Genomic DNA, 21,848 nt, shown 5'->3' with positions numbered 1-21,848 from the left:
CGGTTACGGGCGCCGGGCGAAGCCGGGCCCGCGCCGCTTCTTGTACTTCGGGCCGGTCGAGACCGCACGGGTGGTGCGGTAGCGGGCCAGCGCGCCGAGGCCCGGGCCGTCGTCGTCGCTGGCGGCGGCCACCGGGTCGCGGCCGAAGCGGCGGCCGATCAGCATCACCAGCGGCACCACGAACGGGGCCAGCAGCAGGTCGTACAGCAGGGCGCTGATCACCAGGTTGCCGAGGCCGACGTGCCGGGCCGCGGTGTCGCCGACCAGGGCGCCGACGGTCGCGTACAGCAAGGTGGAGGTGATCGAGGCGGCGCCGACCACCAGCAGCGCGCTGGAGACCGAACGCTGGCGGCCGTGGTCGGGACGCAGCAGCCCGGCGGCGTAGCCCATCAGACAGAGCACCAGGGCGTAGCGGCCGACGGCGTGGTCGGAGGGCGGCGCGAGGTCGGCGAGCAGGCCGGCCGCGAAGCCGACCAGGCAGCCGCCCCTCGGCCCGTAGACCATGGCCAGGCCGACCACGACGAGCAGCAGTATGTCCGGGGTGGCACCCGGGAGCTGGAGCCGGCCGAACACGCTGACCTGGAGGATCAGGCCGAGGAGGATCAGTACGGCGGAGACGGGGATGCGGGCGAGGCGCATGGCTCAGTTCCCCCCATTGGGCTTGGCCGGCGGGGTGGCGGGCGCGGTGGGCTGCGGCTGGGCGGGCGCGGCCGGGGCCTGGCTCTGCCCGGGGGTGGGGGCCGGCGGCAGGACGGCGTCGCGCGGGTCGGTGCGCGGCGGCACGACCACCACGCCGACCAGGTCCAGCCGGGTGAACTGGACGAAGGGCTCGACCAGGATGGTCTTGGTCAGCTGGCCGGCGTTGGCCTGGACCTCGGTGACCTTGCCGACCGGGACGCCGGGCACGAACGGACGGCCGCTCTGCGAGCCGAAGGTGACCAGCCGGTCGCCGGCCTTGACCTGCGCCTTGCCGTTGAGCAGGGAGACCTTCATCGGGCTGTCGCCGCCGCCGGAGGCGAAGCCGATCTCGCCGCTGCCCTCCAGCCGGGTGCCGGCCGAGAAGCCGGGGTCGGAGGCGAGCAGCACGGTGGCGGTGGTCCGGGCGACGGTGGTGATCCGGCCGACCAGGCCCTGACCGTTGATCACCGTCATGTCACGGGTGAGGCCGTCGTCGCTGCCGGCGTCGATGGTGATGGTCCAGGAGAAGCCCTGGGCCGGGCCGATCGCGATGACCTGGGCGGCCTTGACGGTGTATCCGCCGGCGCCGGCGGTGCGCAGCAGGTCGTCCAGCTGCTTGGTGCGACCGCTCGCCATGTCGGAGGAGGCGAGCTTCTGCCGCAGTTCGGTGTTCTCGCGGGCGAGCTGGTCGGTGCGGCCGTTGTGGGTGGCGGCGTCGCGGAAGGCGCTGACGGTGTTGGCCACCGGGTCGACGACGGTGGCGGCGCCGCGCTCGACCGGGCCGAGGACGCTGGCGGCCGCGTGCCGGGCCGGGCTGAGCGGGGAGTCCGCACCGCCCTTGATGTCCACGGTGATGAGCGCGAAGGCGACGGCCACCAGCAGGATGAGCAGCAGCCGGCTCTCTCGTGTGTCCCTCACGGTGCTGGTACTGCCCCTTCGTACCTGGCGGCCGCCCGGGGCTGTGGGGCCCGGGCGGCGGCCCGTTCAGTTGAGTGTCGGATGTCTCGTCGTGGTGCTAACGGCGCGGCTGGGCGTCCAGTACCTGCTGGAGCGCCTCGAACTCCTCGACGCACTTGCCGGAGCCGAGCGCGACGGAGTCGAGCGGGTTCTCGGCGATGTGGATCGGCATGCCGGTCTCGCGGCGCAGCCGCTCGTCCAGGCCGCGCAGCAGGGCGCCGCCGCCGGTGAGCACGATGCCGCGGTCCATGACGTCGCCGGCCAGCTCGGGCGGGCACTGGTCGAGGGTGGTCTTGACCGCGTCGATGATCGAGTTGACCGGCTCGTCGATGGCCTCGCGGACCTCGGCGGCGGAGATGACCACGGTCTTGGGCAGGCCGCTGACCAGGTCGCGGCCGCGGATCTCGGCGTGCTCGTCCTTCTCGCCCTCCAGGCCGAAGGCACTGCCGATGCTCATCTTGATCTGCTCGGCGCTGCGCTCGCCGAGGAGGAGCGAGTACTCCTTCTTGATGTGCTGGACGATCGCGTTGTCCAGCTCGTCACCGGCCACCCGGATGGACTGGGCGGTCACGATGCCGCCGAGGGAGATCACGGCGACCTCGGTGGTGCCGCCGCCGATGTCGACGACCATGTTGCCGGTGGCCTCGTGGACGGGCAGGCCGGCACCGATCGCGGCGGCCATCGGCTCCTCGATGATGTGCACCTGGCGCGCGCCGGCCTGCGAGGAGGCCTCGATGACGGCGCGGCGCTCGACGCCGGTGATGCCGGAGGGCACGCAGACCACGACGCGCGGGCGGGCGAGGTAGCGACGGCGGTGGATCTTGAGGATGAAGTAGCGCAGCATCCGCTCGGTGATCTCGAAGTCGGCGATCACGCCGTCCTTGAGCGGGCGGATGGCGACGATGTTGCCGGGCGTGCGGCCGATCATCTTCTTGGCCTCGACGCCGACCGCGAGGATGCCGCCGGTGTTGGTGTTGACCGCGACGACGGACGGCTCGTTGAGGACGATCCCCTTGCCCCTGACGTACACCAGCGTGTTGGCAGTTCCGAGGTCGATCGCCAAGTCGCGGCCGATGAACGACAGGTTGCTCGCCATGGGGTGTGGGTGCCTTCCCGGGCTCGGAGTTCATGGGGTGTGGACGGATGCAGCGCCCACGCTTGGGCGGAGACCAGCTGAGCTGCCTTACCGGGCCCTTGAGTCGCGTCCATCGTAGTCACGCCGCGCGGAACGGACATCGACGTGGGGGCACACCGTCCATTGTCCGGAGCGTGATCGCTTCTCCGAGCATTGGGACGCCGTGTCGGCGTCCCCAGTTCCCTATTTCACGATAAGAATGCCCCGGCCGGGCCAATGGTCCCGACCGGGGCAGTCCCAAGGTCCTGCGGGCCCCGACACGGTGCCCGCCGGGGCGGATCGTCCGGCCTTCCCGGGCGTTTCGCCCGGCTCGGATCAGGCGTGCGCCGGGAAGAAGATCTTGATCTCGCGCTCGGCGGACTCCGGGGAGTCGGAGGCGTGGATCAGGTTCTCGCGGGTGATGGTCGCGTAGTCGCCGCGGATGGTGCCGGCCCCGGCCTCCAGCGGGTTGGTGGCGCCGGCCAGCATGCGGATGCCCTTCACGACCTCCTCGCCCTCGACGATCATCGCGATCGACGGGCCGGAGGTCATGAACTCCAGCAGCGGCTCGTAGAACGGGCGGCCGACGTGCTCCTCGTAGTGCTGCTCCAGCGTCGCCCGGTCGAAGGTGCGCAGCTCCATGGCAGCGAGCTGCCAGCCGGCCTTGCGCTCGATGCGGCTGATGATCTCGCCGGCCAGGCCGCGGCGGACGGCGTCGGGCTTGAGCAGGACGAGAGTGCGCTGGGACACGGTGCGTCTCCTGGGGATTCGGTTCGGCAGACAGTCGGGTCGCGAGGCGGGAGCCGACAGGGCAGAGGTTACCTTGCGTACACGGCGTGTCGGTTCGCCGGTCCCGGCCCCGGCCCTGTACGGCCGCCGGCTCAGGCCTGTACGGCCGCCCCGGCCTCGGCGGCCGCGCGGGCGGCCTTGAACTCGTCCACCTTGCGGCCGTAGTGCACCGAGCACCACCACAGGCCGGCGAAGACCACGCCGAGGCCGAACATGGTCGGCAGGACGAAGCCGCTGGCGATCAGGCCGGCCTGCAGCACCCAGCCGATCTGCACCGCGCCGGGGCGGTTGATCATGCCGCAGAGCGCGACGCACAGCGCCATCGCGATCCCGCTGACGATCCACACCGTGGCCGTCGAGACGCTGGAGAGCTGCATCGCGACCAGCGCCGCGAACATGATCAGCAGCGCCTCGCCGATCAGGGTCGAGGAGCAGAGCGTCCTCATGTCACTTCCTCCCGAGCAGCAGGCGGGCCTCGCCCACCGTGATGACCGAACCGGTGACCAGCACCCCGGCGCCGCCGAGGTCGCCCTCCTCCTCGGCCAGGGTGACGGCGGCGGCGATGGCGTCGTCGAGCCGGGGCTCGACCTGGACGCGGTCCTCGCCGAAGACCTCGACGGCCAGGGCCGCGAGCGCGTCCACGTCCATCGCGCGGTGGGTGGAGTTCTGGGTGATGACGACCTCGGCCAGGATCGGCTCGAAGGCCTCCAGCACGCCGGCCACGTCCTTGTCCCCGGAGGTGCCGATCACGCCGACCAGGCGGGTGAAGCCGAAGGACTCGGAGATCGCGGCGACGGTGGCCTGGGCGCCGTGCGGGTTGTGCGCGGCGTCGAGGATGATCGTGGGGCTGCGGCGGACGATCTCCAGGCGGCCCGGCGAGGAGACGCCGGAGAAGGCCTGGCGGATCTTGTCCACGTCCAGCTGCCCGCCGCGGGCGCCGCCGACGCCGAAGAAGGCCTCGACCGCGGCCAGCGCCAGCGCCGCGTTGTGCGCCTGGTACTCGCCGTGCAGCGGGATGAAGACGTCCTCGTACTCCTCGCCGCCGAGCCCGCGCAGCGTCACCAGCTGGCCGCCGACGGCGAGTTCACGGCGGATCACACCGAACTCCATGCCCTCGCGGGCGACCGTGGCGTCCACCTCGACGGCCCGGCGCAGGATGATCTGGGCGGCGTCCAGCTGCTGCTGGGCGACCACCGCGACGGCGCCGGACTTGATGATCCCGGACTTCTCGACCGCGATCTCACCGGTGGTCTCGCCGAGCTTGTCGGTGTGGTCCAGCCCGATCGGGGTGATCACGGCGACGGCGGCGTCGATGACGTTGGTGGCGTCCCAGGAGCCGCCCATGCCGACCTCGACCACCGCGACGTCCACCGGGGCGTCGGCGAAGGCGGCGTAGGCCATGCCGGTCAGCACCTCGAAGAAGGACATCGGCACCGGCTGCGCCGCGTCGACCATCTGCACGTAGGGCTCGATGTCGCGGTAGACCTCGACGAACCGCTCGGGGCTGATCGGGGCGCCGTCCAGGCTGATCCGCTCGGTGACGGTCTCCACGTGCGGGCTGGTGTAGCGGCCGGTGCGCAGCTCGAAGGTGTTGAGCAGCTGCTCGATCATCCGGGCAGTGGAGGTCTTGCCGTTGGTCCCGGTGATGTGGATGGAGGGGAAGGACTGCTGGGGCTGGCCCAGGATGTCCATCAGCGCCTCGATCCGGTCGAGCGAGGGCTCCAGCTTGTTCTCCGGCCAGCGCTTGGACAGCTCCAGCTCGACGTCGCGCAGGGCGTCGCCGGTGCCGCCGTCGGCGGGGCGGAGGGTGTACGGGTTCGGGTCGGCCTTGTCGCTCACGACCACAGTCTACGGAGCGGCGGCGCTCCATCCCCACAGGGTGAGAGCGGGGGAGGCGGCGGGGGCGGCGGCCAGGGTGAGAACGGCCACTTTGCCCGGCTTTGCCCTGCGCCCCCAGTTCACCCCCTTTACTATTGCTTTAGCGAGTTTGAACGGCAATGAAGCATCGATTCGCAACTCACAGGAGCTGACAGCCTTTAATCATGAGGAGTACCGCGCCATGCCCGACGCCCTGCACGACTGGATCGTGCTCCGTCAGGAGGAGATCGTCCGGGTCGCCGGACTGATCTCCCTGGCACTCGTCTGCTACATGGCCTTCGTCTTCGGACGCTTCCTCGTGTACTGGGCCGGCTCCCGCCACGCCTTCAAGCACAACAAGCCCGCCGAGCCCGGCGACCCGTCCGCCTTCCAGTGGCACCTGGTCATCCCGTGCCGCGACGAGGAGGCCGTGGTCACCCAGACCCTGGAGGGCCTGCGGGCCGGCGCGCCCGACGCCCACCTGTGGGTGATCGACGACGACAGCGAGGACGCCACCCGCGAGCTCGTGCTCGCCTCCGCGGCCCGCGACCCGCGCATCCACCTCGTCCAGCGCCGCCGCCCGCACGCCCGGATCGGCAAGGGCGCCGCCCTCAACGCCGCCTACCGCGAGATCTCCGCCTGGCTGCCCGAGTCCACCGACCGCTCCCGGGTGGTGATCGGCGTGGTCGACGCCGACGGCCGGCTCGACCCGGGCACCCTCGGCCAGGTCTGCAACCCCAAGGCGCTCGGCCGCCCCGACACCGGCGCCGTCCAGATCGGCGTGCGGATGCGCAACGCCGACGACGAGCGCCCGCTGCCCGGCCGCGGCCGCACCGCCAACGCCTTCGCCCGCGCCCTGGTCCGGATGCAGGACGTCGAGTTCCAGGCCAACAACGCCGGCATGCAGCTGCTGCGCCGCCGCACCGGCAGCGTCGGCCTCGGCGGCAACGGCCAGTTCGTCCGGCTGACCGCCCTCGACTCGCTCACCGCCGAGGAGGGCCGGGCCGGCCGCCCCTGGCCCGAGCGCGCCCTGCTGGAGGACTACGAGTCCGGCCTCGACCTGCGCCTGGCCGGCTGGCGGCTCACCCACGTCACCGAGGCCCAGGTCTCCCAGGAGGCCCTGGTCTCGCTGCGCCGCTTCCTCACCCAGCGCACCCGCTGGGCCCAGGGCAACATGCAGTGCCTGCGCTACACCGGCCGGGTGCTGCGCTCCCCGCACTACACCCGGTACGGCAAGGCCGAGGTGATGTACACCTTCCTGCAGCCCGTGGTCTGCGTGCTGCTGGTGCTGCTCTTCCCGCTCTCGCTCGGGATCACCGCCGCCGGGCTGGTGCTCTTCCCCGCCGAGACCGCCGAGTTCCAGCTCCGGTTCGGCCCGTGGATGCTGCTCGCCTTCGCGCTCGCCACCCTGCCGATGGTGTTCTGGGGCCTCGCCTACCGCAAGCACGTCCACACCGACCGCAGCCGGCTCACCGGGCTGCTCTGGGGCGTCCTGGTCTGGCTCTACGCCTACCACCTCTTCGTCGTCGCCCTGCGTGCCGCCGTACGGCTGCTGCTCGGCCGCAACGGCTGGGCCAAGACCCGGCGCAACGCCGAGAAGGTCGCCGTCGGCGCCCCCACGGCGCTCGAATCCTGACGCCCCCGCCCCCGCGCCTCCTCCCCCCACGCCTTCCGCCCCCGCCGGTCACCGGAGTCCTCCCCATGCGCATGTGCCTGCCCCCGTCCAGCGTCGCCGTCGTCCTCGGCACCCGCCCCGAGCTGGTCAAGCTCGCCCCGCTGATCCACGAACTCGGCGACGCCACCCGGCTGGTGCACACCGGCCAGCACTGGGACGAGGCGATGTCCGGCCGCTTCCTGCGCGACCTCGACCTGCCCCGGCCCGAGCTGCTCACCGGCGTCGGCGGCCGCCCCCGGGCCGGCCAGATCGCCCAGTCCCTCGGCCAGCTGGACGCCGCCTTCGCCGAGGACCGCCCCGCCGCCGTGGTCGTCCAGGGCGACACCAACGCCACCCTCGCCGGGGCGCTGGCTGCCAACGCGCGCGAGATCCCGCTGGTGCACGTGGAGGCCGGGCTGCGCAGCTACGACCGGGCGATGCCCGAGGAGCACAACCGGGTGATGGTCGACCACGTCTCCGACCTGCTCTGCGCCGCCACCGAGGACAACGTCGCCAACCTGCGCGCCGAGTCGCTCGACCGGGACCGGATCGAGCTCACCGGCAACACCGTGGTCGAGGTGGTCCGACGGCAGCTGCCGGACGAGGCCGCCCGCGCCGCGCTGCTCGCCGCCCACGGGCTGCGCCCGGACGCGTACGTGCTGGCCACCGTGCACCGCCCGGAGAACACCGACACCGCCGAGGCGCTCGGCGCCGTGCTCGCCGAGCTGGACCGGATCGCCCGGGCCGGCATCCCGGTGCTGTTCCCGATGCACCCGCGGACCCGGGCCGCCGTCGAACGCTTCGAACTGGACGGCCTGCTGGAGCACCTCGCCGTCACCGGACCGGTCGGCTACGGCGACTTCCTGGGCCTGGCGAGCCGCGCCGCGCTGCTGGTCTCCGACTCCGGCGGCGTGCAGGAGGAGTGCACCGTGCTCGGCCGTCCGCTGCTGGTGGTGCGCCGCTCCACCGAACGCCCGGAGGCGATGGCGGCCGGCTTCGCCGCGCTGGTGCAGCCCGGCAAGGAGCTGGGCGAGCTGGCCCGTGCCTGGCTGTCCGACACGCCCGAGCGGCTGGCCCGGCTGGCCGCCACCCCGAGCCCGTACGGCGACGGCCTCGCCTCGGCCCGGATCGCCGCGCTGACCGCCGAGCTGGCCACCGGGTCGGCCGGGCGCGGCGAGGCCCTGGCACTGCCACTGGCCGCGTAGGGCCTCTTGGCGACCGGACCGGCCTGCTCCACCCTGCGAGTCAAGTCGCCTTTGCCGTACCGGACTTGAGCCGGTCGACCAACTGGGCCGCCAGGGTGGGGAATCCGGCTGCCGGCCCCGTCAGCACGCCCTTCGGCTCGGGGCGCAGGGCCCGGGCCCGTCGGGGGATCAGACCCCGGCCCGAGCCTCCGGGACGTGCGGGGCTCCGCCGTGGCGACGGCGCAACTCGGCGGTGATCTCGGCCAGTTCGCCCTCGGGCAGCAGCGGCAGCATCATCGCGACGCCCTGCAGCAGGCCGCCGAGCAGGAAAGTGGTGTCCGCCGTCGCGGCGACCAGTCCGCGGACCTCGGCCACCTCGCCGGCCGCGACCGCCTCGATCAGCTGGGCGGCGGTCGCGGTCTCCTCGTCCACCTGGACGGCAGCGGTGTCCTCGGGGGCCCGCCGGGCCATCGACCTCAGCACCCGGTCGCCGACCTCGGGGGCGTACGCCTTGCGGACGGCCTCGGCGGCGATCCAGGTGAGCAGCGTGGTCACCTCCCGCTCGACGTTCTCCTCGAACAGCAGGTCCAGTTCGTGGTCGAACGCGAGCTGGTTCCCGTGCCGGAAGGCGAGCAGCAGCGTCGCCGCCCTGGCCTTGGCCTCCTCGACCGCCGCGGCAGGCAGCTCCTCGGCCGACTCCTCGGTCACCACCACGCCATGCCCTCCCGTCCGTCGTTCACCAGGAACGCTCAGCAGAAACGCCCTTCGGAAACTCCGTGCACACCGTACACATCCGACCTGCAAACTTCCGCGAACGCGCGCGGGCAAGACCGGAATCAATTCGCTCGGAATAGGACCTCACCCGGTCCAGGATGAATATTCGCCGGAAGGGAGCAATGTCTCTGCTCTATTAGGCGTAGCGAAAACCGTGTCCCGAGAAGCGCGCCCGGAAAACGCCCGAGGGGCCGCACCCCGCGTGTCGCGGAGTGCGGCCCCTCGAAGGGCGATCAGGCTCAGCCCTGCGGCAGCGCCGCGAGCTGGGCGGTGATCCGGGCGATGTCGGCCTCGGCGGCCTCCTGGCGGCCCCGGATCTTGGCGACCACCTCGTCCGGCGCCTTGGCCAGGAAGGCCTCGTTGCCGAGCTTGGCGGCGGTCTGGGCCTTCTCCTTCTCGGCGGCCGCGAGGTCCTTGGCGAGGCGCTTGCGCTCCGCCGCGACGTCGATGGTGCCGGAGAGGTCCAGCGAGACGGTGGCACCGGCCACCGGCAGCGAGGCGGTGGCCGCGAAGCCCTCCTCGGGCACGGTCAGCCGCAGCAGCGAGCGGATCGCGTCCTCGTGGGCGGCCAGCGCGGTGCCGGCCAGCTCCAGCGCGGCGGGGACGCGCTGGCGGTCCTGGAGGCCCTGGTCCGTGCGGAACCGGCGGACCTCGGTGACCACCTGCTGCAGCGTGGCGATCTCGGCCTCGGCCGCGGTGTCGCGGAAGCCGCTGTCCGCCGGCCACTCGGAGACGACCAGCGACTCGGCGCCGGTGAGCGTGGTCCACAGGGTCTCGGTGACGAACGGGACGACCGGGTGCAGCAGCCGCAGGGTGACGTCCAGGACCTCGCCCAGGACCCGGCGCGAGGCGTCGGCCTGGGCGCCGCCGTTGGCCAGGGTGGTCTTGGAGAGCTCGACGTACCAGTCGAAGACCTCGTCCCAGGCGAAGTGGTACAGCGCGTCCGAGACCTTGGCGAACTCGTAGTCGTCGTACAGCGCGTCCACCTGGGCGACGGTGGCGTTCAGCCGGGACAGGATCCAGCGGTCGACCGCGGTCAGCTCCTCCGGCGCGGGCAGCGGGCCCTCGACGGTGGCGCCGTTCATCAGCGCGAAGCGGGTCGCGTTCCAGATCTTGTTGCAGAAGTTGCGCGAGCCCTTGACCCAGTCCTCGCCGATCGGCACGTCGGCGCCCGGGTTGGCGCCGCGGGCCAAGGTGAAGCGGACGGCGTCGGCGCCGTAGGCGTCCATCCAGTCCAGCGGGTCCACCGCGGTGCCGGAGGACTTCGACATCTTCTTGCCGAACTCGTCGCGCACCAGACCGGTCAGGGCGACGGTCTTGAACGGCGCCTCGCCGTCCATCGCGTACAGGCCGAACATCATCATCCGGGCGACCCAGAAGAAGATGATGTCGTGGCCGGTCACCAGGACGTCGGTCGGGTAGAACTTCTCGAGGTCCGGGGTGCGCTCCGGCCAGCCGAGCGTGGAGAACGGCCACAGGCCGGAGGAGAACCAGGTGTCCAGGACGTCCGGGTCCTGGTGCCAGCCCTCGCCGGTCGGCGGCTGCTCGTCCGGTCCGACGCAGACGACCTCGCCCTCGGGGCCGTACCAGACCGGGATCCGGTGGCCCCACCAGAGCTGGCGCGAGATGCACCAGTCGTACATGTTGTCGACCCAGTCGAAGTAGCGGCGCTCCAGCTCCTTCGGGTGGATCTCCACCTTGCCGTCGCGGACGGCGTCGCCGGCGGCCTTGGCCAGCGGCCCGACCTTGACCCACCACTGCAGCGACAGCCGCGGCTCGACCACGGTGTGGCAGCGCGAGCAGTGGCCGACGGCGTGCATGTAGGGGCGCTTCTCGGCGACGATCCGGCCCTGCTCGCGCAGCGCGCCGACGACGGCCGAGCGGGCCTCCAGCCGGTCCATGCCGAGGAAGGGGCCGTGCACGGTGATCACACCGTGGTCGTCCATCACGGTCAGGTTCGGCAGGTTGTGGCGCTGGCCGATGGCGAAGTCGTTCGGGTCGTGCGCGGGCGTCACCTTGACGGCGCCGGTGCCGAACTCCGGGTCCACGTGCTCGTCCGCGACGACCGGGATCTCACGGTCGGTCAGCGGCAGCTTGATGGTCCGGCCGACCAGGTGCTTGTACCGCTCGTCCTCGGGGTGGACGGCCACCGCCGTGTCGCCCAGCATCGTCTCGGCCCGGGTGGTGGCGACGATGATGGAGTCCTCGCCCTCGCCGTAGCGGATCGAGACCAGCTCGCCGGGCACCTCCTCGTGCTCCACCTCGATGTCGGACAGAGCGGTGAGGCAGCGCGGGCACCAGTTGATGATGCGCTCGGCACGGTAGATCAGGCCGTCGTCGAACAGGCGCTTGAAGATGGTCTGGACGGCCTGGGACAGGCCCTCGTCCATGGTGAAGCGCTCGCGCGACCAGTCGACGCCGTCGCCGAGGCGGCGCATCTGGCCGAGGATGCGGCCGCCGTAGCTCTTCTTCCAGTCCCAGACCTTCTCGACGAAGGCCTCACGGCCCAGGTCGTGGCGGGAGAGCCCGGACTCGGCGAGCTGCTGCTCGACCTTGTTCTGGGTGGCGATGCCGGCGTGGTCCATGCCGGGCAGCCAGAGCGTCTCGAAGCCCTGCATGCGCTTGCGGCGGGTCAGCGCGTCCATCAGCGTGTGCTGGAAGGCGTGACCCAGGTGCAGGACACCGGTGACGTTCGGCGGGGGGATGACGATCGTGTACGCGGGCTTGTCGCTCTTCGCGTCCGCGGTGAAGTAACCACGCTCTACCCAGCGCTCGTACAGCTCGCCCTCTACGTCCGCGGGGGTGTAGGTCGTCGGGAGGGTTGCCGCATCGTCCCCGGTGGTGCTCACGGGGCGCTGGTTCGTCGTGTCGGTCACGACGCACAGTTTACGTAACCCCGGGCGCTGGTCACGAACCGCTTTCGGTCCGTGGACTCGCCCCGCCCGAACACTCCCGTAACGGGAACTGTGCGGTAGCGTGCCCGGGCACTTGTCCGGGTGTCCGGGCGTGCACGGAACTACCCAACACCACGATCGGCCGCGGGTGCGGCGGGGGAGCACGAGGACAGATGTACGGCCAGGGACAGCAGTATCCGCAGGGTCAGCCTTACGGCGGTCAGCCTTATGGCGGCCCGCCGCCCCAGCAGCCCTACGGCGCCCCGCAGCCCCAGTACGGGTACCCGCCGCAGCAGCAGCCCTACGGCGCCCCGCAGCAGCCGTACGGCGTGCCGCCGCAGGCGCCCTACGGGCACCCGGGCTACCCGACGCAGCCACAGAAGGGCAGGGGCGGTCTGGTGATCGGCCTGGTGATCGGCGCCCTGGTGCTGGGCGGCGGCGGTTTCGCGGCCTGGAAGTTCCTCGGCGGCAGCGACGCGGGCGGCCAGTACAAGCTCACCGCCCCGGTGACGCTGCTGGACGGCTACGTCCAGAAGGCGGCGAAGGACCAGCCCGCCGACACGAACAACCCCCAGGCGGCGAAGGTCGGCAAGGACCTGCACGAGCTGGGCGCCAGCTACAGCAAGGGCGCCGACATCAAGAACATGGACTCGCTGTCGATCATCGGCATCTACGGGGACCTCAACGACCCGGACCAGATCATCGCCGACTCGAAGAAGGACAGCGGCGGGCTGACCTGGACCACGCCGATGACCGACTACCCCGCGCAGGACAGCCACGCCTCCGCGGGCAAGCTCAGCTGCGGCGTGGCCAGCGTCATCGCCGGCAAGCCCGGGCCGACGATCTGCGTGTGGGCGGACAAGTCCACCTTCGGCCGGGTCACCTTCACCCACCTCAGCCTGGGCAGCACCGGCGGTGACACCAACCAGGGCATCACCCCGGACCAGGCCGCGGAGAAGACCCGGGCGATCCGCGACGCCATGAAGGTCGCCAAGTAACGCGCGCACGTCATGCGAAGGGGCCCCGCACCGGATCCGGTGCGGGGCCCCTTCGCATGACTGCCGTCGGGTCAGGCGCTCTTCTCGCGGCGCTCGCGCTTGATCATGTCGCGCGGGACGAGGGTGGGGATGGCGTGCTTGGAGACCACGTCCCCGGTGACCACCACGCGGGCGACGTCCTGGCGCGAGGGGACCTCGTACATCACGGACATCAGCACCTCCTCCATGATGGCCCGCAGACCGCGCGCGCCGGTGCCGCGCAGGATCGCCTGGTCGGCGATCGCCTCCAGCGCGTCCCGGGAGAACTCCAGCTCCACGCCGTCCAGTTCGAAGAGCTTGCGGTACTGCTTGACCAGCGCGTTCTTCGGCTCGGTGAGGATCTGCAGCAGCGCCTCGCGGTCGAGGTTGTGCACGCTGGTGATCACCGGCAGACGGCCGATGAACTCGGGGATCATGCCGAACTTCACCAGGTCCTCGGGCATCACCTGGCGGAAGTGGTCGCTGGCGTCCGACTCGCGCTTGGAGCGGATGTTGGCACCGAAGCCGATGCCCTTGGCACCCGCGCGGCCCTCGATGATCCGCTCCAGGCCGGCGAACGCGCCGCCGACGATGAACAGCACGTTGGTGGTGTCGATCTGGATGAACTCCTGGTGCGGGTGCTTGCGCCCGCCCTGCGGCGGCACCGAGGCGGTGGTGCCCTCCAGGATCTTCAGCAGCGCCTGCTGCACGCCCTCGCCGGAGACGTCGCGGGTGATCGACGGGTTCTCGCTCTTGCGGGCGACCTTGTCGATCTCGTCGATGTAGATGATCCCGGTCTCGGCCTTCTTGACGTCGTAGTCGGCCGCCTGGATCAGCTTGAGCAGGATGTTCTCGACGTCCTCGCCGACGTAGCCGGCCTCGGTCAGCGCGGTGGCGTCCGCGATCGCGAAGGGCACGTTCAGCATGCGGGCCAGGGTCTGCGCCAGCAGGGTCTTGCCGGAGCCGGTGGGGCCCAGCAGCAGGATGTTCGACTTGGCCAGCTCGATGGCGTCCTCGCGGCCGTTGCCGCCGCTGCGCCCGGCCTCACCGGCCTGGACCCGCTTGTAGTGGTTGTAGACGGCCACCGACAGCGCCTTCTTGGCGAGGTCCTGCCCGACCACGTACTGGTCCAGGAACTCGTAGATCTCGCGCGGCTTCGGCAGTTCCTCGAAGCGGACCTCGGAGGTCTCGGCGAGTTCCTCCTCGATGATCTCGTTGCACAGGTCGATGCACTCGTCGCAGATGTACACGCCTGGGCCGGCGATCAGCTTCTTCACCTGCTTCTGCGACTTGCCGCAGAACGAGCACTTGAGCAGGTCGCCACCGTCTCCGATGCGTGCCACGAGGTGCTTCCCCTTCGCCAGGGGCCCCGCAGGGGTTCCGGGGCCTGGTGCTGTGGACCGTCCGCGCCGACGGCGCTCGGTCTCGCTGTCCGACGGTACTCTGCCGGGCCGGTGATTCCGTCCTCTTCGCCGGGTCTGCCCTACGCCCTGGGCGAATTGATACCGAACAGATGCCGTGCCAGAGCCCGCCGACGGGTCGGGGGGGGGGGGGGGCCCGGGGGGGGGGGGCCCCCCCCCCCGGGGCCCCCCCCCCGCGGGGGGGGGGGGGCCCGGGGTGGTGGATGTTTGGGTGACCGCCCCCGAACAGGGGCGGCCCGGGACGCGCGACCGGGTGCGCGTCCCGCCCCGACGGTGCCGGCCTCAGGAGGTCAGCGAGGTCTTGCGGGTGGAGATGATCTGGTCCACCAGGCCGTACTCGGCGGCCTCCTCGGCGGTGAGGATCTTGTCGCGCTCGATGTCCTCGCGCACCTGCTCGACCGACTTGTTGGAGTGCTTGGAGAGCATCTGCTCCAGCTGCTCGCGCATCCGGAAGATCTCCTTGGCCTGGATCTCCAGGTCGGACACCTGGCCGCGGCCGGTCTCGGTGTACGGCTGGTGGATCAGGATGCGGGCGTTCGGCAGCGCCATCCGCTTGCCGGGGGTGCCGGCGGCGAGCAGCACGGCCGCGGCGGAGGCCGCCTGGCCCATGCAGACCGTGGTGATGTCCGGCTTCACGTACTGCATCGTGTCGTAGATGGCCGTCAGGGCCGTGAACGAGCCACCGGGCGAGTTGATGTACATCTGGATCTCGCGGTCCGGGTCCATCGACTCCAGGCACAGCAGCTGCGCCATGATGTCGTTCGCCGAGACGTCGTCCACCTGCGAGCCGAGGAAGATGATGCGCTCCTCGAACAGCTTGGCGTACGGGTCGTACTCGCGGATGCCCTGCGTGGTCCGCTCGACGAAGCGCGGGACGATGTAGCGGCCCTCGGCGCGCATGTCCTCGACGCGGGCCTTGGCGGCCGACAGGCTGGGGATGTTCATGGGGGTTCTTGTCCTCCGAGGCGTTGGGGCTGTGGTCTCGTGGGCCGGGCCGAGGCTCAGGCGCCCGTGCCGCCGCCGCCGGGGACGTCCGCGGCGCTGTGCATGATCGCGTCGATCAGGCCGTACTCCAGGGCCTCCTCCGGCGTGAACCAGCGGTCGCGGTCGGAGTCCCTGGTGATCTGCTCGAAGGACTGGCCGCTGTGGAAGGCGATCAGCTCGGACATCCGCTTCTTGGTGCGGAGCAGCTGCTCGGCCTGGATGCGGATGTCGGTGGCGGAGCCGCCGAGGCCCGCGGAGGGCTGGTGCATCAGGATGTTGGCGTTCGGCAGCGAGAAGCGCTTGCCCTTGGCGCCGGCGGTCAGCAGGAACTGGCCCATCGAGGCGGCCATGCCCATCGCGATGGTGACGACGTCGTTCTTGATGTACTGCATGGTGTCGTAGATCGCCATGCCGGCCGAGATCGAGCCACCCGGGGAGTTGATGTAGAGGAAGATGTCCTTGTCCGGGTCCGCGGCCAGCAGCAGCAGCTGGGCGGTGATCTTGTTGGCGATGTCGTCGTCGACCTGCTGGCCGAGGAAGATGATCCGCTCGCCCAGCAGCCGGTTGTAGACCTGGTCGCCGAGGCCGCCGAGCACGTCACCAGCGGCGGCGTGCGGCGCCATCGGGCCAGGCATCTGCATCTGCGGGAACGTCACTTAGCCACCTGCTCAGTCGATTTGGACGGTCGCTCGACGGCCGTCACGATGTCGCACAGCTTCCGGGTATCACGTCGTGATTGTTGCTGTCCAAGGACCCTAACGCGCAGGCCGGGCCGCAGAATCCCTCACGCAGAACTGTTCGCTGTGAGCGCAGGGTCGCGGCGGCGCGGACGGGACGACAGCGGGCCCGGACACCGTACGGCGTCCGGGCCCGCTGGGCTGCCTCAGGGGGCTACCGGGGCTCAGGCCTCGGTGTTCTCCTCGGCGGCGGCCTCGACGGCCTCGACGGCCTCGACGGTCTCGCCCGTCTCGTCCTCGTCGTCGAAGTTGATCTCGTTGCCCTCGGTGTCGACGACCTTGGCGGCCTCGACCACGGTGGCCAGCGCCTTGCCGCGGGCGACCTCGCCGACCAGCAGCGGAACCTGGCCGCCCTGGACGACCTGCTGCGCGAACTGGTCCGGGGTGAGGCCCGAGCCGGCGGCGCGGCGGATGAGGTGCTCGGTCAGCTCCTCCTGGTTAACACCCAGCTCCTCGTTGGCGACGATCTGGTCCAGGACGAACTGGGTCTTGATGCCCTTCTTCGCCTGCTCCTCGATCTCCGCGTCCCACTCCTCGCGGGTCTTGCCCTGGGTCTCCAGGTAGGTGTCGATGTTCAGACCCATCGGCTCCAGCTGGTGGTGCTCGACGTTGTGCTTGCGGGTCTCGACCTCGTCCTTGAGGAGCTTCTCGGGGTACTCGATCTCAACCAGCGCGAGCAGCGCGTCCAGCACCTTCTCCTGGGCCTGGGTGGCCTGGTCGTACTCCTTCATGCGCTCCAGGCGCTTGCGGGAGTCGGCGCGCAGGTCCTCCAGGGTGTCGAACTCGCTGGCCAGCTGGGCGAACTCGTCGTCCAGCTCCGGCAGCTCCTTCTCCTGGACGGCCGTGACGGTGACGGTGACCTCGGAGGTCTTGCCGGCCTGGGTGCCGCCCTTGAGCTCGGTCTCGAAGGTCTTCTCCTCGCCGGCGGACAGGCCGACGACGGCCTCGTCGATGCCGTCGATGAGGCGGCCCGAGCCGATCTCGTAGCTGACACCGGTGGCGGTGCCGTCCTCCGGCACCTCGCCGTCGACCTTGGCGATCAGGTCCACGACCACGATGTCGCCGGCAGCGGCGGCGCGCTCGACGTCCTTGACCGAGGAGAAGCGCTCGCGCAGCTGCTCGAGCGACTTCTCGATGTCCTCGTCGGAGACGGCGATCGGGTCGACGGTCACCTCGATGGAGGAGAACTCCGGCAGGGTGATCTCCGGGCGGATGTCCACCTCGGCGGTGAACTTCAGGTCGCCACCGTCGGCGATCTTCTCGACACCCTCGATGTTGGTGATGTCGGGCTGGCCGAGGACCTCGATCTTGCCCTCGTCGACGGCCTGCGTGTAGAAGCGCGGCAGGGCGTCGTTGACGGCCTCCTCCAGCACGGCGCCACGGCCGAAACGCTGGTCGATGACGCGAGCCGGGATCTTGCCCTTACGGAAGCCCGGAACCGTGACCTGCTGGTTGATCTTCTTGTACGCCGCGTCGAGGCTGGGCTTGAGCTCCTCGAAGGGCACCTCGACGGTGAGTCGAACCCGGGTCGGGTTCAGAGTCTCGACGGCGCTCTTCACGGTTAGGTCTCCTATGGGCTTGCGGTCAGGTTGTCTCCGCCCGCCCCCGCACGCCCGGCCGGAGCCGGTACGGGTGGGTCGGACGAGACGGGCGATGGGCGGTTGGAGCTGCATCTCCCGTGTGGGTGGACGGTGAGCTTGACTCCTCGCCCTCGTGCGGTTGACCTGGGTGGACGCCACAGGGACTACCGCCAGCGCACCATCCTACCGGTACCACCAAAGGCGGACGCCAGACGCCACCGTACCGCCCCGACAGAACAGGGCCCCGCCCCGATGGGCGAGACCCTGCCGCACTCACTGTCGGGGTGACCGGATTCGAACCGACGGCCTTCCGCTCCCAAAGCGGACGCGCTACCAAACTGCGCCACACCCCGTGGTGCCGAGAGGAAGCGTACACGCCGGGCCTGCACGGCTCGCCGACTATTTCGGGGCGGGGCGCAAGCGGGTTCGTGACGAATACGGTGTGCACGGGAGCGGCCGGACCAGGTACGCTGTCTCCCGAACTTCCGACCGGAGACGGCTCGGGGGGTCGCGCGGGCGTAGCTCAATGGTAGAGCCCTAGTCTTCCAAACTAGTCACGCGAGTTCGATTCTCGTCGCCCGCTCTTCCGGTCCGGCCCCGGTGCGCCCAGCGCACCGGGGCCGTCGACGTTTTCGGCGTGTCCGGGGTTCCCGGCGGGATCAGAGCCCGAGCCGGGCGGCCCGGGCGGCGGCCCGGTCGAGCAGCAGGTGAACGTCACCCTCCCGGGTGGTGGGGCGGTCGTTGTACTCGTCCGGGGAGCGCGCCGGGTGCCCGGTGGTGTGCAGCACCTCCATCAGCTGGGCCCGGGCGGTGCGCACGGTCGCCGGGGTGCCGTAGCCGTAAGCCAGGACGGCGGCCTGGGCGCCGAGCAGGCAGACCCGGCCGGAGTGGTCCCACATCGCGCCCTGCAGCCAACCGTGGGCGCCGATGAAGCGGGAGGCGAGCCGCAGGTGGTCGGCGGCGCTGACCGGAACGGGCCGGGCGGGGCGGCGCAGCGCCCGGTCGAGCAGGGTGGCCCGGGGCGCCGGGTGGCCGGCGCTCCAGGGGCGCAGGGTGCTGCCGTACCGGCAGACGTACGGCGCCGGGGTACGCGCGGGGGCGGGGAGCGAGGCGAGGTAGGCCTCGATCTCGGCGACCAGGCCGGGGCCGTCCGGGCCCGTCGGCAGCCCCGGCAGGGGCACCGGGAGCGGCGGAAGGGACGTCAGGTCGGTGCGGGGCATGCGGGCTCTCCAGGCGGGCGGCCTTCAGGTTCCGCTCCCCAAAGTGGGGCATTCAGAACATTTCCGCGACCGGAGGCCGGGCCTGCGCGAACGGTTTCCCGGTTGGCGGTCGGGCCGATAGCCTCGGCGGCGTTCGAGCTCAGTTCGAGCGCGGCCGCAGCCGGCGCGCTCCCTAGGTGGAGGAGTCCCGGTGCGTCCGCAGGAGCGACTGGCCGTCATACAGCGCTGCGTGGTCCGGGAGATGGCGCGACTGGGTCAGGAGTTCCATCCGGACGGCGAGGTGGTGCGCGGCCCGGGCACCACCGCGGTGGCGGTGCGCGAGCACCCCGGGGACGACGGCGCCGGGCACGTGGACCTCGGCTTCGTGCTGCAGCTGGGCCGGGCGGACGCGCCGGTGGTGTGGGACTGCGCGGCGGGCCTCGGCAAGACCGAGGAGGAGAAGCTCGCGAACGCGGTGAAGATGTGGGCGACCACCACCGCCTCGGTACTGGTCGAGCTGGCCGAGGGCCGCGGGGTGCACGCCGACCACGCCGATCTGCCCGAACTCCCGGGCTGGCACGCGGTGCAGGGGCCGGCGGCGGTGTTCGGCTTCGGCAACGAGCACCTGGCGGCGTGGCTCGCCGAGCACCGGGTCCTGCCGGCGCTGGCGCCGGCGCTGCGGACGGAGCTGGCCGGGCCGGGCCCGGTGGGGGTGAAGCTCTTCCTGGGCGGGAAGGCGGGCGACGACGTCGCCGAGGTCCGGGTGGGCGGCGAGGCGTCGGAGGCGGCCTCCGCGGCGCTGCGCGCGCTGGACTGGCCGCGGGGCGAACGGCTCTGCTGGGCGCGGCTGTTCGTGCTGTTGACAGCGGAGCGGGCAGCACCGGTCACGGCCGCGCCGGCGGGTGCCGCGGCACCCGTACCCGTACGCGTCCCGGCCCCGGCGGCGATGCGCCCCCGGGGTCTGTTCGCCCGCTGGCGGGAGGCCCGACGGGCCGGCCGGTGACCGTGACGCGCCCGCTCGCCCCCTTCGGCTCGGGGCCGGCACGGTGCGAGAGGTCCGGCGGCCCGGGCCGGGTCAGCCGCCGGTGATGCTGGAGATGCTGTGCGCCAGGTTGGACAGCAGGGAGTTGATCGAGCCCGCCATGGTCGTCTCGTGCAGCATGAAGCCGAACAGGGCGGCGACGATGCCATGGGCGATCTTCATCTGCTTGTTCCGGATGAAGATGATGCACAGGATCGCGAACAGGACCAGCGCGGAGACGGAGAGTGCCACCCGGACTCACTTCCTCGTTTCATAGCGTGGTGCCGCCGCCCGGCGGCACCTGTGAAGCCGGACCCCGGCCTGTCCGACGGTCCCGAGGCGGAATCGCGGACCGTCCGGCGCAGTGCCGGTGAGGGAGCCCACGCTGGAGCGCTGCCTGTCGTGCCGCACGTGTCGCCCCCCATCCCCCGAATCCTGAACAGTCCCGCCCGGACTCAGTGTGGTCGACCGTGCCGATTGCGTAAAGGTCTGACAGTCAGCCCAACGCCGACATCCTGCGATGCGAGACGAGTTTCCGCCGACCGGGACGATATCGGAGCCGTCCTGACGAATCGTCGGCGGGGCGTGCTGAGCGGCCGGGAACGCGCGGAGACGGGGAGCGGAAGCCGCTGATCCGGTCAGCCGACGGGGCGCCCGATATGGCCGAAGATCAGCTGCCAGGCTTGACAGCGACGCTGCCGGTGGCATGTGTCACCGGGCACGGCCTCCGCCCCGGAGGCGAGCGGGCGAATAACAGCTCAGTCGCGCCAGAGCAGCAGGACCGCGCGGTCGTCGTTGATGTCCCGCGCCACCGTCTCGATCAGCGCGGCCGCGGCCCCCGCGCCGCTGCCCGGGCCGCCGCCGGGGACCAGCCGGTCCGCCTCCCCCATCAGCCGGTCCATGCCCTCGGCGAGGTCCCGGCCCGGCGCCTCCACCATGCCGTCGGTGCACAGCATCAGCACGTCGCCGCGGTTCAGCCGGCCGCGCACGCCCTCGAACTTGGCGCCGTCGTAGATCCCGAGCAGCGGGCCCTCGGCCTGCTTGACCTCCCAGCGCCCGGCGCCGGCCAGTCGCTGCATGCCCGGCAGGTGCCCGGCCGAGAGCAGTTCGTACTCGCCGGTGTCCAGGTCCAGCACCAGGTGGACGGCGGTGGCGAAGCCCTCCTCCCAGGACTGGCGCAGCAGGTAGCCGTTGGCTGCGGGCAGGAAGTCGTGCGCGGGCAGCGAGCCGACCAGGCCGCCGAAGGCGCCGGAGAGCAGCAGCGCCCGGGAGCCGGCGTCCATGCCCTTGCCGGAGACGTCCGCGAGGACCACCTCCAGCAGCCGCTGTCCGGGGCCGGTGCGGGCGGCCACCACGAAGTCCCCGGAGAAGGACTGCCCGCCGGCCGGGCGCAGCGCCATGTCGGCGTGCCAGCCGTCCGGCAGCCGGGGCACCCGGCTCTGCACCCGCAGCCGCTCGCGCAGGTCGAACAGCATGGTGGAGCCGCCCCACCAGGGAACGCCGACCCGGGCCCGGAACTGGGCCAGCAGCAGGCCGCCCACTCCGGCGGCACCGACCACCAGGGCGGCGCCCGGGGTCACTCCGTAGACGTAGGCCTCCGGGTTCTCGCTGGCGACCCGCTGGCCGGTGTGGATCACGGACTCGGCGGACAGCCCGAGGGCCGCCAGCGCGTAGAGCACCACCAGGCTGCCGGGGCGCAGCAGCAGCGCGCCCGCCAGGATCGGCAGGACCAGGGCGGTGGGCGGGGCCCAGTCCGGGATCCAGATGTTGAGCAGGATCATCAGCGGGACGAGCAGGGCCAGCGCGCAGAGCACCGGCCAGTCGGCGGCGCCGCCGCGGAAGTAGTCGACACCGGCCGTGCGCAGCCTTCGGCGGACCCGGCGGAGCCTCTTGCGCAGCCGGGCCGTCACGGGCTCGGACGCCGGGGCGGCGCCGGGCTTCGTCGCAGTCGTCTGGGGCGGTGCGCCCGGCGGTCTGCCAGCCATGGGG

At 71.5% G+C, this 21,848-nt stretch carries 19 protein-coding genes and 2 tRNA genes; 5 read left to right on the top strand and 16 right to left on the bottom strand.

Annotated features, from left to right (window positions below):
• Positions 1-3: 3 nt before the first annotated feature.
• From mreD to ACGF12_RS09785, 6 genes are all read right to left on the bottom strand, one after another.
• Positions 4-639 carry a rod shape-determining protein MreD gene (gene mreD, locus ACGF12_RS09810; protein ID WP_393027705.1) on the bottom strand — a complete coding sequence of 212 codons (636 nt, stop codon included), beginning with the start codon at positions 637-639 and terminating at the stop codon, positions 4-6.
• Between the two features lie 3 nt (positions 640-642).
• A complete protein-coding gene (gene mreC, locus ACGF12_RS09805; protein ID WP_393027703.1) occupies positions 643-1,596 on the bottom strand; it encodes a rod shape-determining protein MreC in 954 nt (317 codons plus the stop codon).
• A 97-nt stretch (positions 1,597-1,693) separates the two neighbouring features.
• The gene (locus ACGF12_RS09800) at positions 1,694-2,719 is read right to left on the bottom strand and encodes a rod shape-determining protein (protein WP_355669593.1); all 1,026 of its coding nucleotides are present in this window, start codon (positions 2,717-2,719) and stop codon (positions 1,694-1,696) included.
• Positions 2,720-3,085: 366 nt separating this feature from the next.
• The gene (ndk, locus tag ACGF12_RS09795) at positions 3,086-3,499 is read right to left on the bottom strand and encodes a nucleoside-diphosphate kinase (protein WP_380613723.1); all 414 of its coding nucleotides are present in this window, start codon (positions 3,497-3,499) and stop codon (positions 3,086-3,088) included.
• 131 nt (positions 3,500-3,630) lie between these two features.
• Positions 3,631-3,984 carry a DUF4233 domain-containing protein gene (locus tag ACGF12_RS09790; protein WP_387630269.1) on the bottom strand — a complete coding sequence of 118 codons (354 nt, stop codon included), beginning with the start codon at positions 3,982-3,984 and terminating at the stop codon, positions 3,631-3,633.
• A 1-nt stretch (position 3,985) separates the two neighbouring features.
• Complete coding sequence (locus ACGF12_RS09785) at positions 3,986-5,377, bottom strand: bifunctional folylpolyglutamate synthase/dihydrofolate synthase (protein WP_393027700.1); 1,392 nt, start codon at positions 5,375-5,377, stop codon at positions 3,986-3,988.
• 220 nt (positions 5,378-5,597) lie between these two features.
• On the opposite strand from ACGF12_RS09785, the gene ACGF12_RS09780 reads away from it, so the two are divergent.
• Together ACGF12_RS09780 and wecB are read left to right on the top strand one after the other, a co-directional pair.
• Positions 5,598-7,031 carry a glycosyltransferase gene (locus tag ACGF12_RS09780; protein WP_393027699.1) on the top strand — a complete coding sequence of 478 codons (1,434 nt, stop codon included), beginning with the start codon at positions 5,598-5,600 and terminating at the stop codon, positions 7,029-7,031.
• Positions 7,032-7,102: 71 nt separating this feature from the next.
• A complete protein-coding gene (gene wecB, locus ACGF12_RS09775; RefSeq protein WP_393027806.1) occupies positions 7,103-8,254 on the top strand; it encodes a non-hydrolyzing UDP-N-acetylglucosamine 2-epimerase in 1,152 nt (383 codons plus the stop codon).
• A 168-nt stretch (positions 8,255-8,422) separates the two neighbouring features.
• Here wecB and ACGF12_RS09770 read toward each other — a convergent pair whose 3' ends face one another.
• Together ACGF12_RS09770 and ACGF12_RS09765 are read right to left on the bottom strand one after the other, a co-directional pair.
• Positions 8,423-8,947 (bottom strand): hypothetical protein, encoded by a 525-nt coding sequence (locus ACGF12_RS09770; protein ID WP_393027697.1) that lies wholly within the window; start codon positions 8,945-8,947, stop codon positions 8,423-8,425.
• A 299-nt stretch (positions 8,948-9,246) separates the two neighbouring features.
• Positions 9,247-11,883 carry a valine--tRNA ligase gene (locus ACGF12_RS09765; RefSeq protein ID WP_393027695.1) on the bottom strand — a complete coding sequence of 879 codons (2,637 nt, stop codon included), beginning with the start codon at positions 11,881-11,883 and terminating at the stop codon, positions 9,247-9,249.
• A 191-nt stretch (positions 11,884-12,074) separates the two neighbouring features.
• On the opposite strand from ACGF12_RS09765, the gene ACGF12_RS09760 reads away from it, so the two are divergent.
• Positions 12,075-12,899, top strand: a complete 825-nt coding sequence (locus ACGF12_RS09760; RefSeq protein ID WP_393027693.1) for a hypothetical protein — start codon at positions 12,075-12,077, stop codon at positions 12,897-12,899.
• A 71-nt stretch (positions 12,900-12,970) separates the two neighbouring features.
• Here the strand turns inward: ACGF12_RS09760 and clpX are convergent, their stop codons facing one another.
• From clpX to ACGF12_RS09735, 5 genes are all read right to left on the bottom strand, one after another.
• Complete coding sequence (clpX, locus tag ACGF12_RS09755; RefSeq protein ID WP_063347569.1) at positions 12,971-14,260, bottom strand: ATP-dependent Clp protease ATP-binding subunit ClpX; 1,290 nt, start codon at positions 14,258-14,260, stop codon at positions 12,971-12,973.
• 360 nt (positions 14,261-14,620) lie between these two features.
• Positions 14,621-15,283 carry an ATP-dependent Clp protease proteolytic subunit gene (locus ACGF12_RS09750; protein ID WP_393027691.1) on the bottom strand — a complete coding sequence of 221 codons (663 nt, stop codon included), beginning with the start codon at positions 15,281-15,283 and terminating at the stop codon, positions 14,621-14,623.
• A 56-nt stretch (positions 15,284-15,339) separates the two neighbouring features.
• The gene (locus tag ACGF12_RS09745) at positions 15,340-15,957 is read right to left on the bottom strand and encodes an ATP-dependent Clp protease proteolytic subunit (RefSeq protein WP_380613737.1); all 618 of its coding nucleotides are present in this window, start codon (positions 15,955-15,957) and stop codon (positions 15,340-15,342) included.
• 266 nt (positions 15,958-16,223) lie between these two features.
• A complete protein-coding gene (tig, locus tag ACGF12_RS09740) occupies positions 16,224-17,618 on the bottom strand; it encodes a trigger factor (protein WP_393027689.1) in 1,395 nt (464 codons plus the stop codon).
• Positions 17,619-17,918: 300 nt separating this feature from the next.
• A tRNA-Pro gene (locus ACGF12_RS09735) sits at positions 17,919-17,992 on the bottom strand.
• A gap of 159 nt (positions 17,993-18,151) precedes the next feature.
• Here ACGF12_RS09735 and ACGF12_RS09730 point away from each other — a divergent pair.
• A tRNA-Gly gene (locus tag ACGF12_RS09730) sits at positions 18,152-18,222 on the top strand.
• A 76-nt stretch (positions 18,223-18,298) separates the two neighbouring features.
• On the opposite strand, the gene ACGF12_RS09725 is transcribed toward ACGF12_RS09730, so the two are convergent.
• The gene (locus ACGF12_RS09725; RefSeq protein WP_393027687.1) at positions 18,299-18,859 is read right to left on the bottom strand and encodes a hypothetical protein; all 561 of its coding nucleotides are present in this window, start codon (positions 18,857-18,859) and stop codon (positions 18,299-18,301) included.
• A 190-nt stretch (positions 18,860-19,049) separates the two neighbouring features.
• Between ACGF12_RS09725 and ACGF12_RS09720 the strand changes: the two genes are divergently transcribed.
• Positions 19,050-19,841 carry a DUF6348 family protein gene (locus tag ACGF12_RS09720; protein ID WP_393027685.1) on the top strand — a complete coding sequence of 264 codons (792 nt, stop codon included), beginning with the start codon at positions 19,050-19,052 and terminating at the stop codon, positions 19,839-19,841.
• Between the two features lie 72 nt (positions 19,842-19,913).
• On the opposite strand, the gene ACGF12_RS09715 is transcribed toward ACGF12_RS09720, so the two are convergent.
• Positions 19,914-20,111, bottom strand: coding sequence for a hypothetical protein (locus ACGF12_RS09715; RefSeq protein WP_380613713.1), 198 nt, complete (start codon positions 20,109-20,111; stop codon positions 19,914-19,916).
• Between the two features lie 506 nt (positions 20,112-20,617).
• Complete coding sequence (locus tag ACGF12_RS09710) at positions 20,618-21,844, bottom strand: PP2C family protein-serine/threonine phosphatase (protein ID WP_393027683.1); 1,227 nt, start codon at positions 21,842-21,844, stop codon at positions 20,618-20,620.
• Between the last annotated feature and the right edge of the window lie 4 nt (positions 21,845-21,848).

It is taken from the genome of Kitasatospora sp. NPDC048296 (assembly GCF_043201815.1).
In the GTDB taxonomy this organism is placed as follows: domain Bacteria; phylum Actinomycetota; class Actinomycetes; order Streptomycetales; family Streptomycetaceae; genus Kitasatospora.
The sequence above is the reverse complement of the archived record's forward strand: the minus strand, read 5'-3'. Positions and strand labels throughout refer to the sequence as shown.

Coding starts and splice junctions, on each gene's coding strand:
- mreD (WP_393027705.1), bottom strand. CDS start 639: ATGCGCCTCGCCCGCATCCCCGTCTCCGCCGTACTGATCCTCCTCGGC.
- ACGF12_RS09790 (WP_387630269.1), bottom strand. CDS start 3,984: ATGAGGACGCTCTGCTCCTCGACCCTGATCGGCGAGGCGCTGCTGATC.
- ACGF12_RS09780 (WP_393027699.1), top strand. CDS start 5,598: ATGCCCGACGCCCTGCACGACTGGATCGTGCTCCGTCAGGAGGAGATC.
- wecB (WP_393027806.1), top strand. CDS start 7,103: ATGTGCCTGCCCCCGTCCAGCGTCGCCGTCGTCCTCGGCACCCGCCCC.
- ACGF12_RS09760 (WP_393027693.1), top strand. CDS start 12,075: ATGTACGGCCAGGGACAGCAGTATCCGCAGGGTCAGCCTTACGGCGGT.
- ACGF12_RS09750 (WP_393027691.1), bottom strand. CDS start 15,283: ATGAACATCCCCAGCCTGTCGGCCGCCAAGGCCCGCGTCGAGGACATG.
- ACGF12_RS09745 (WP_380613737.1), bottom strand. CDS start 15,957: ATGCCTGGCCCGATGGCGCCGCACGCCGCCGCTGGTGACGTGCTCGGC.
- ACGF12_RS09725 (WP_393027687.1), bottom strand. CDS start 18,859: ATGCCCCGCACCGACCTGACGTCCCTTCCGCCGCTCCCGGTGCCCCTG.
- ACGF12_RS09710 (WP_393027683.1), bottom strand. CDS start 21,844: ATGGCTGGCAGACCGCCGGGCGCACCGCCCCAGACGACTGCGACGAAG.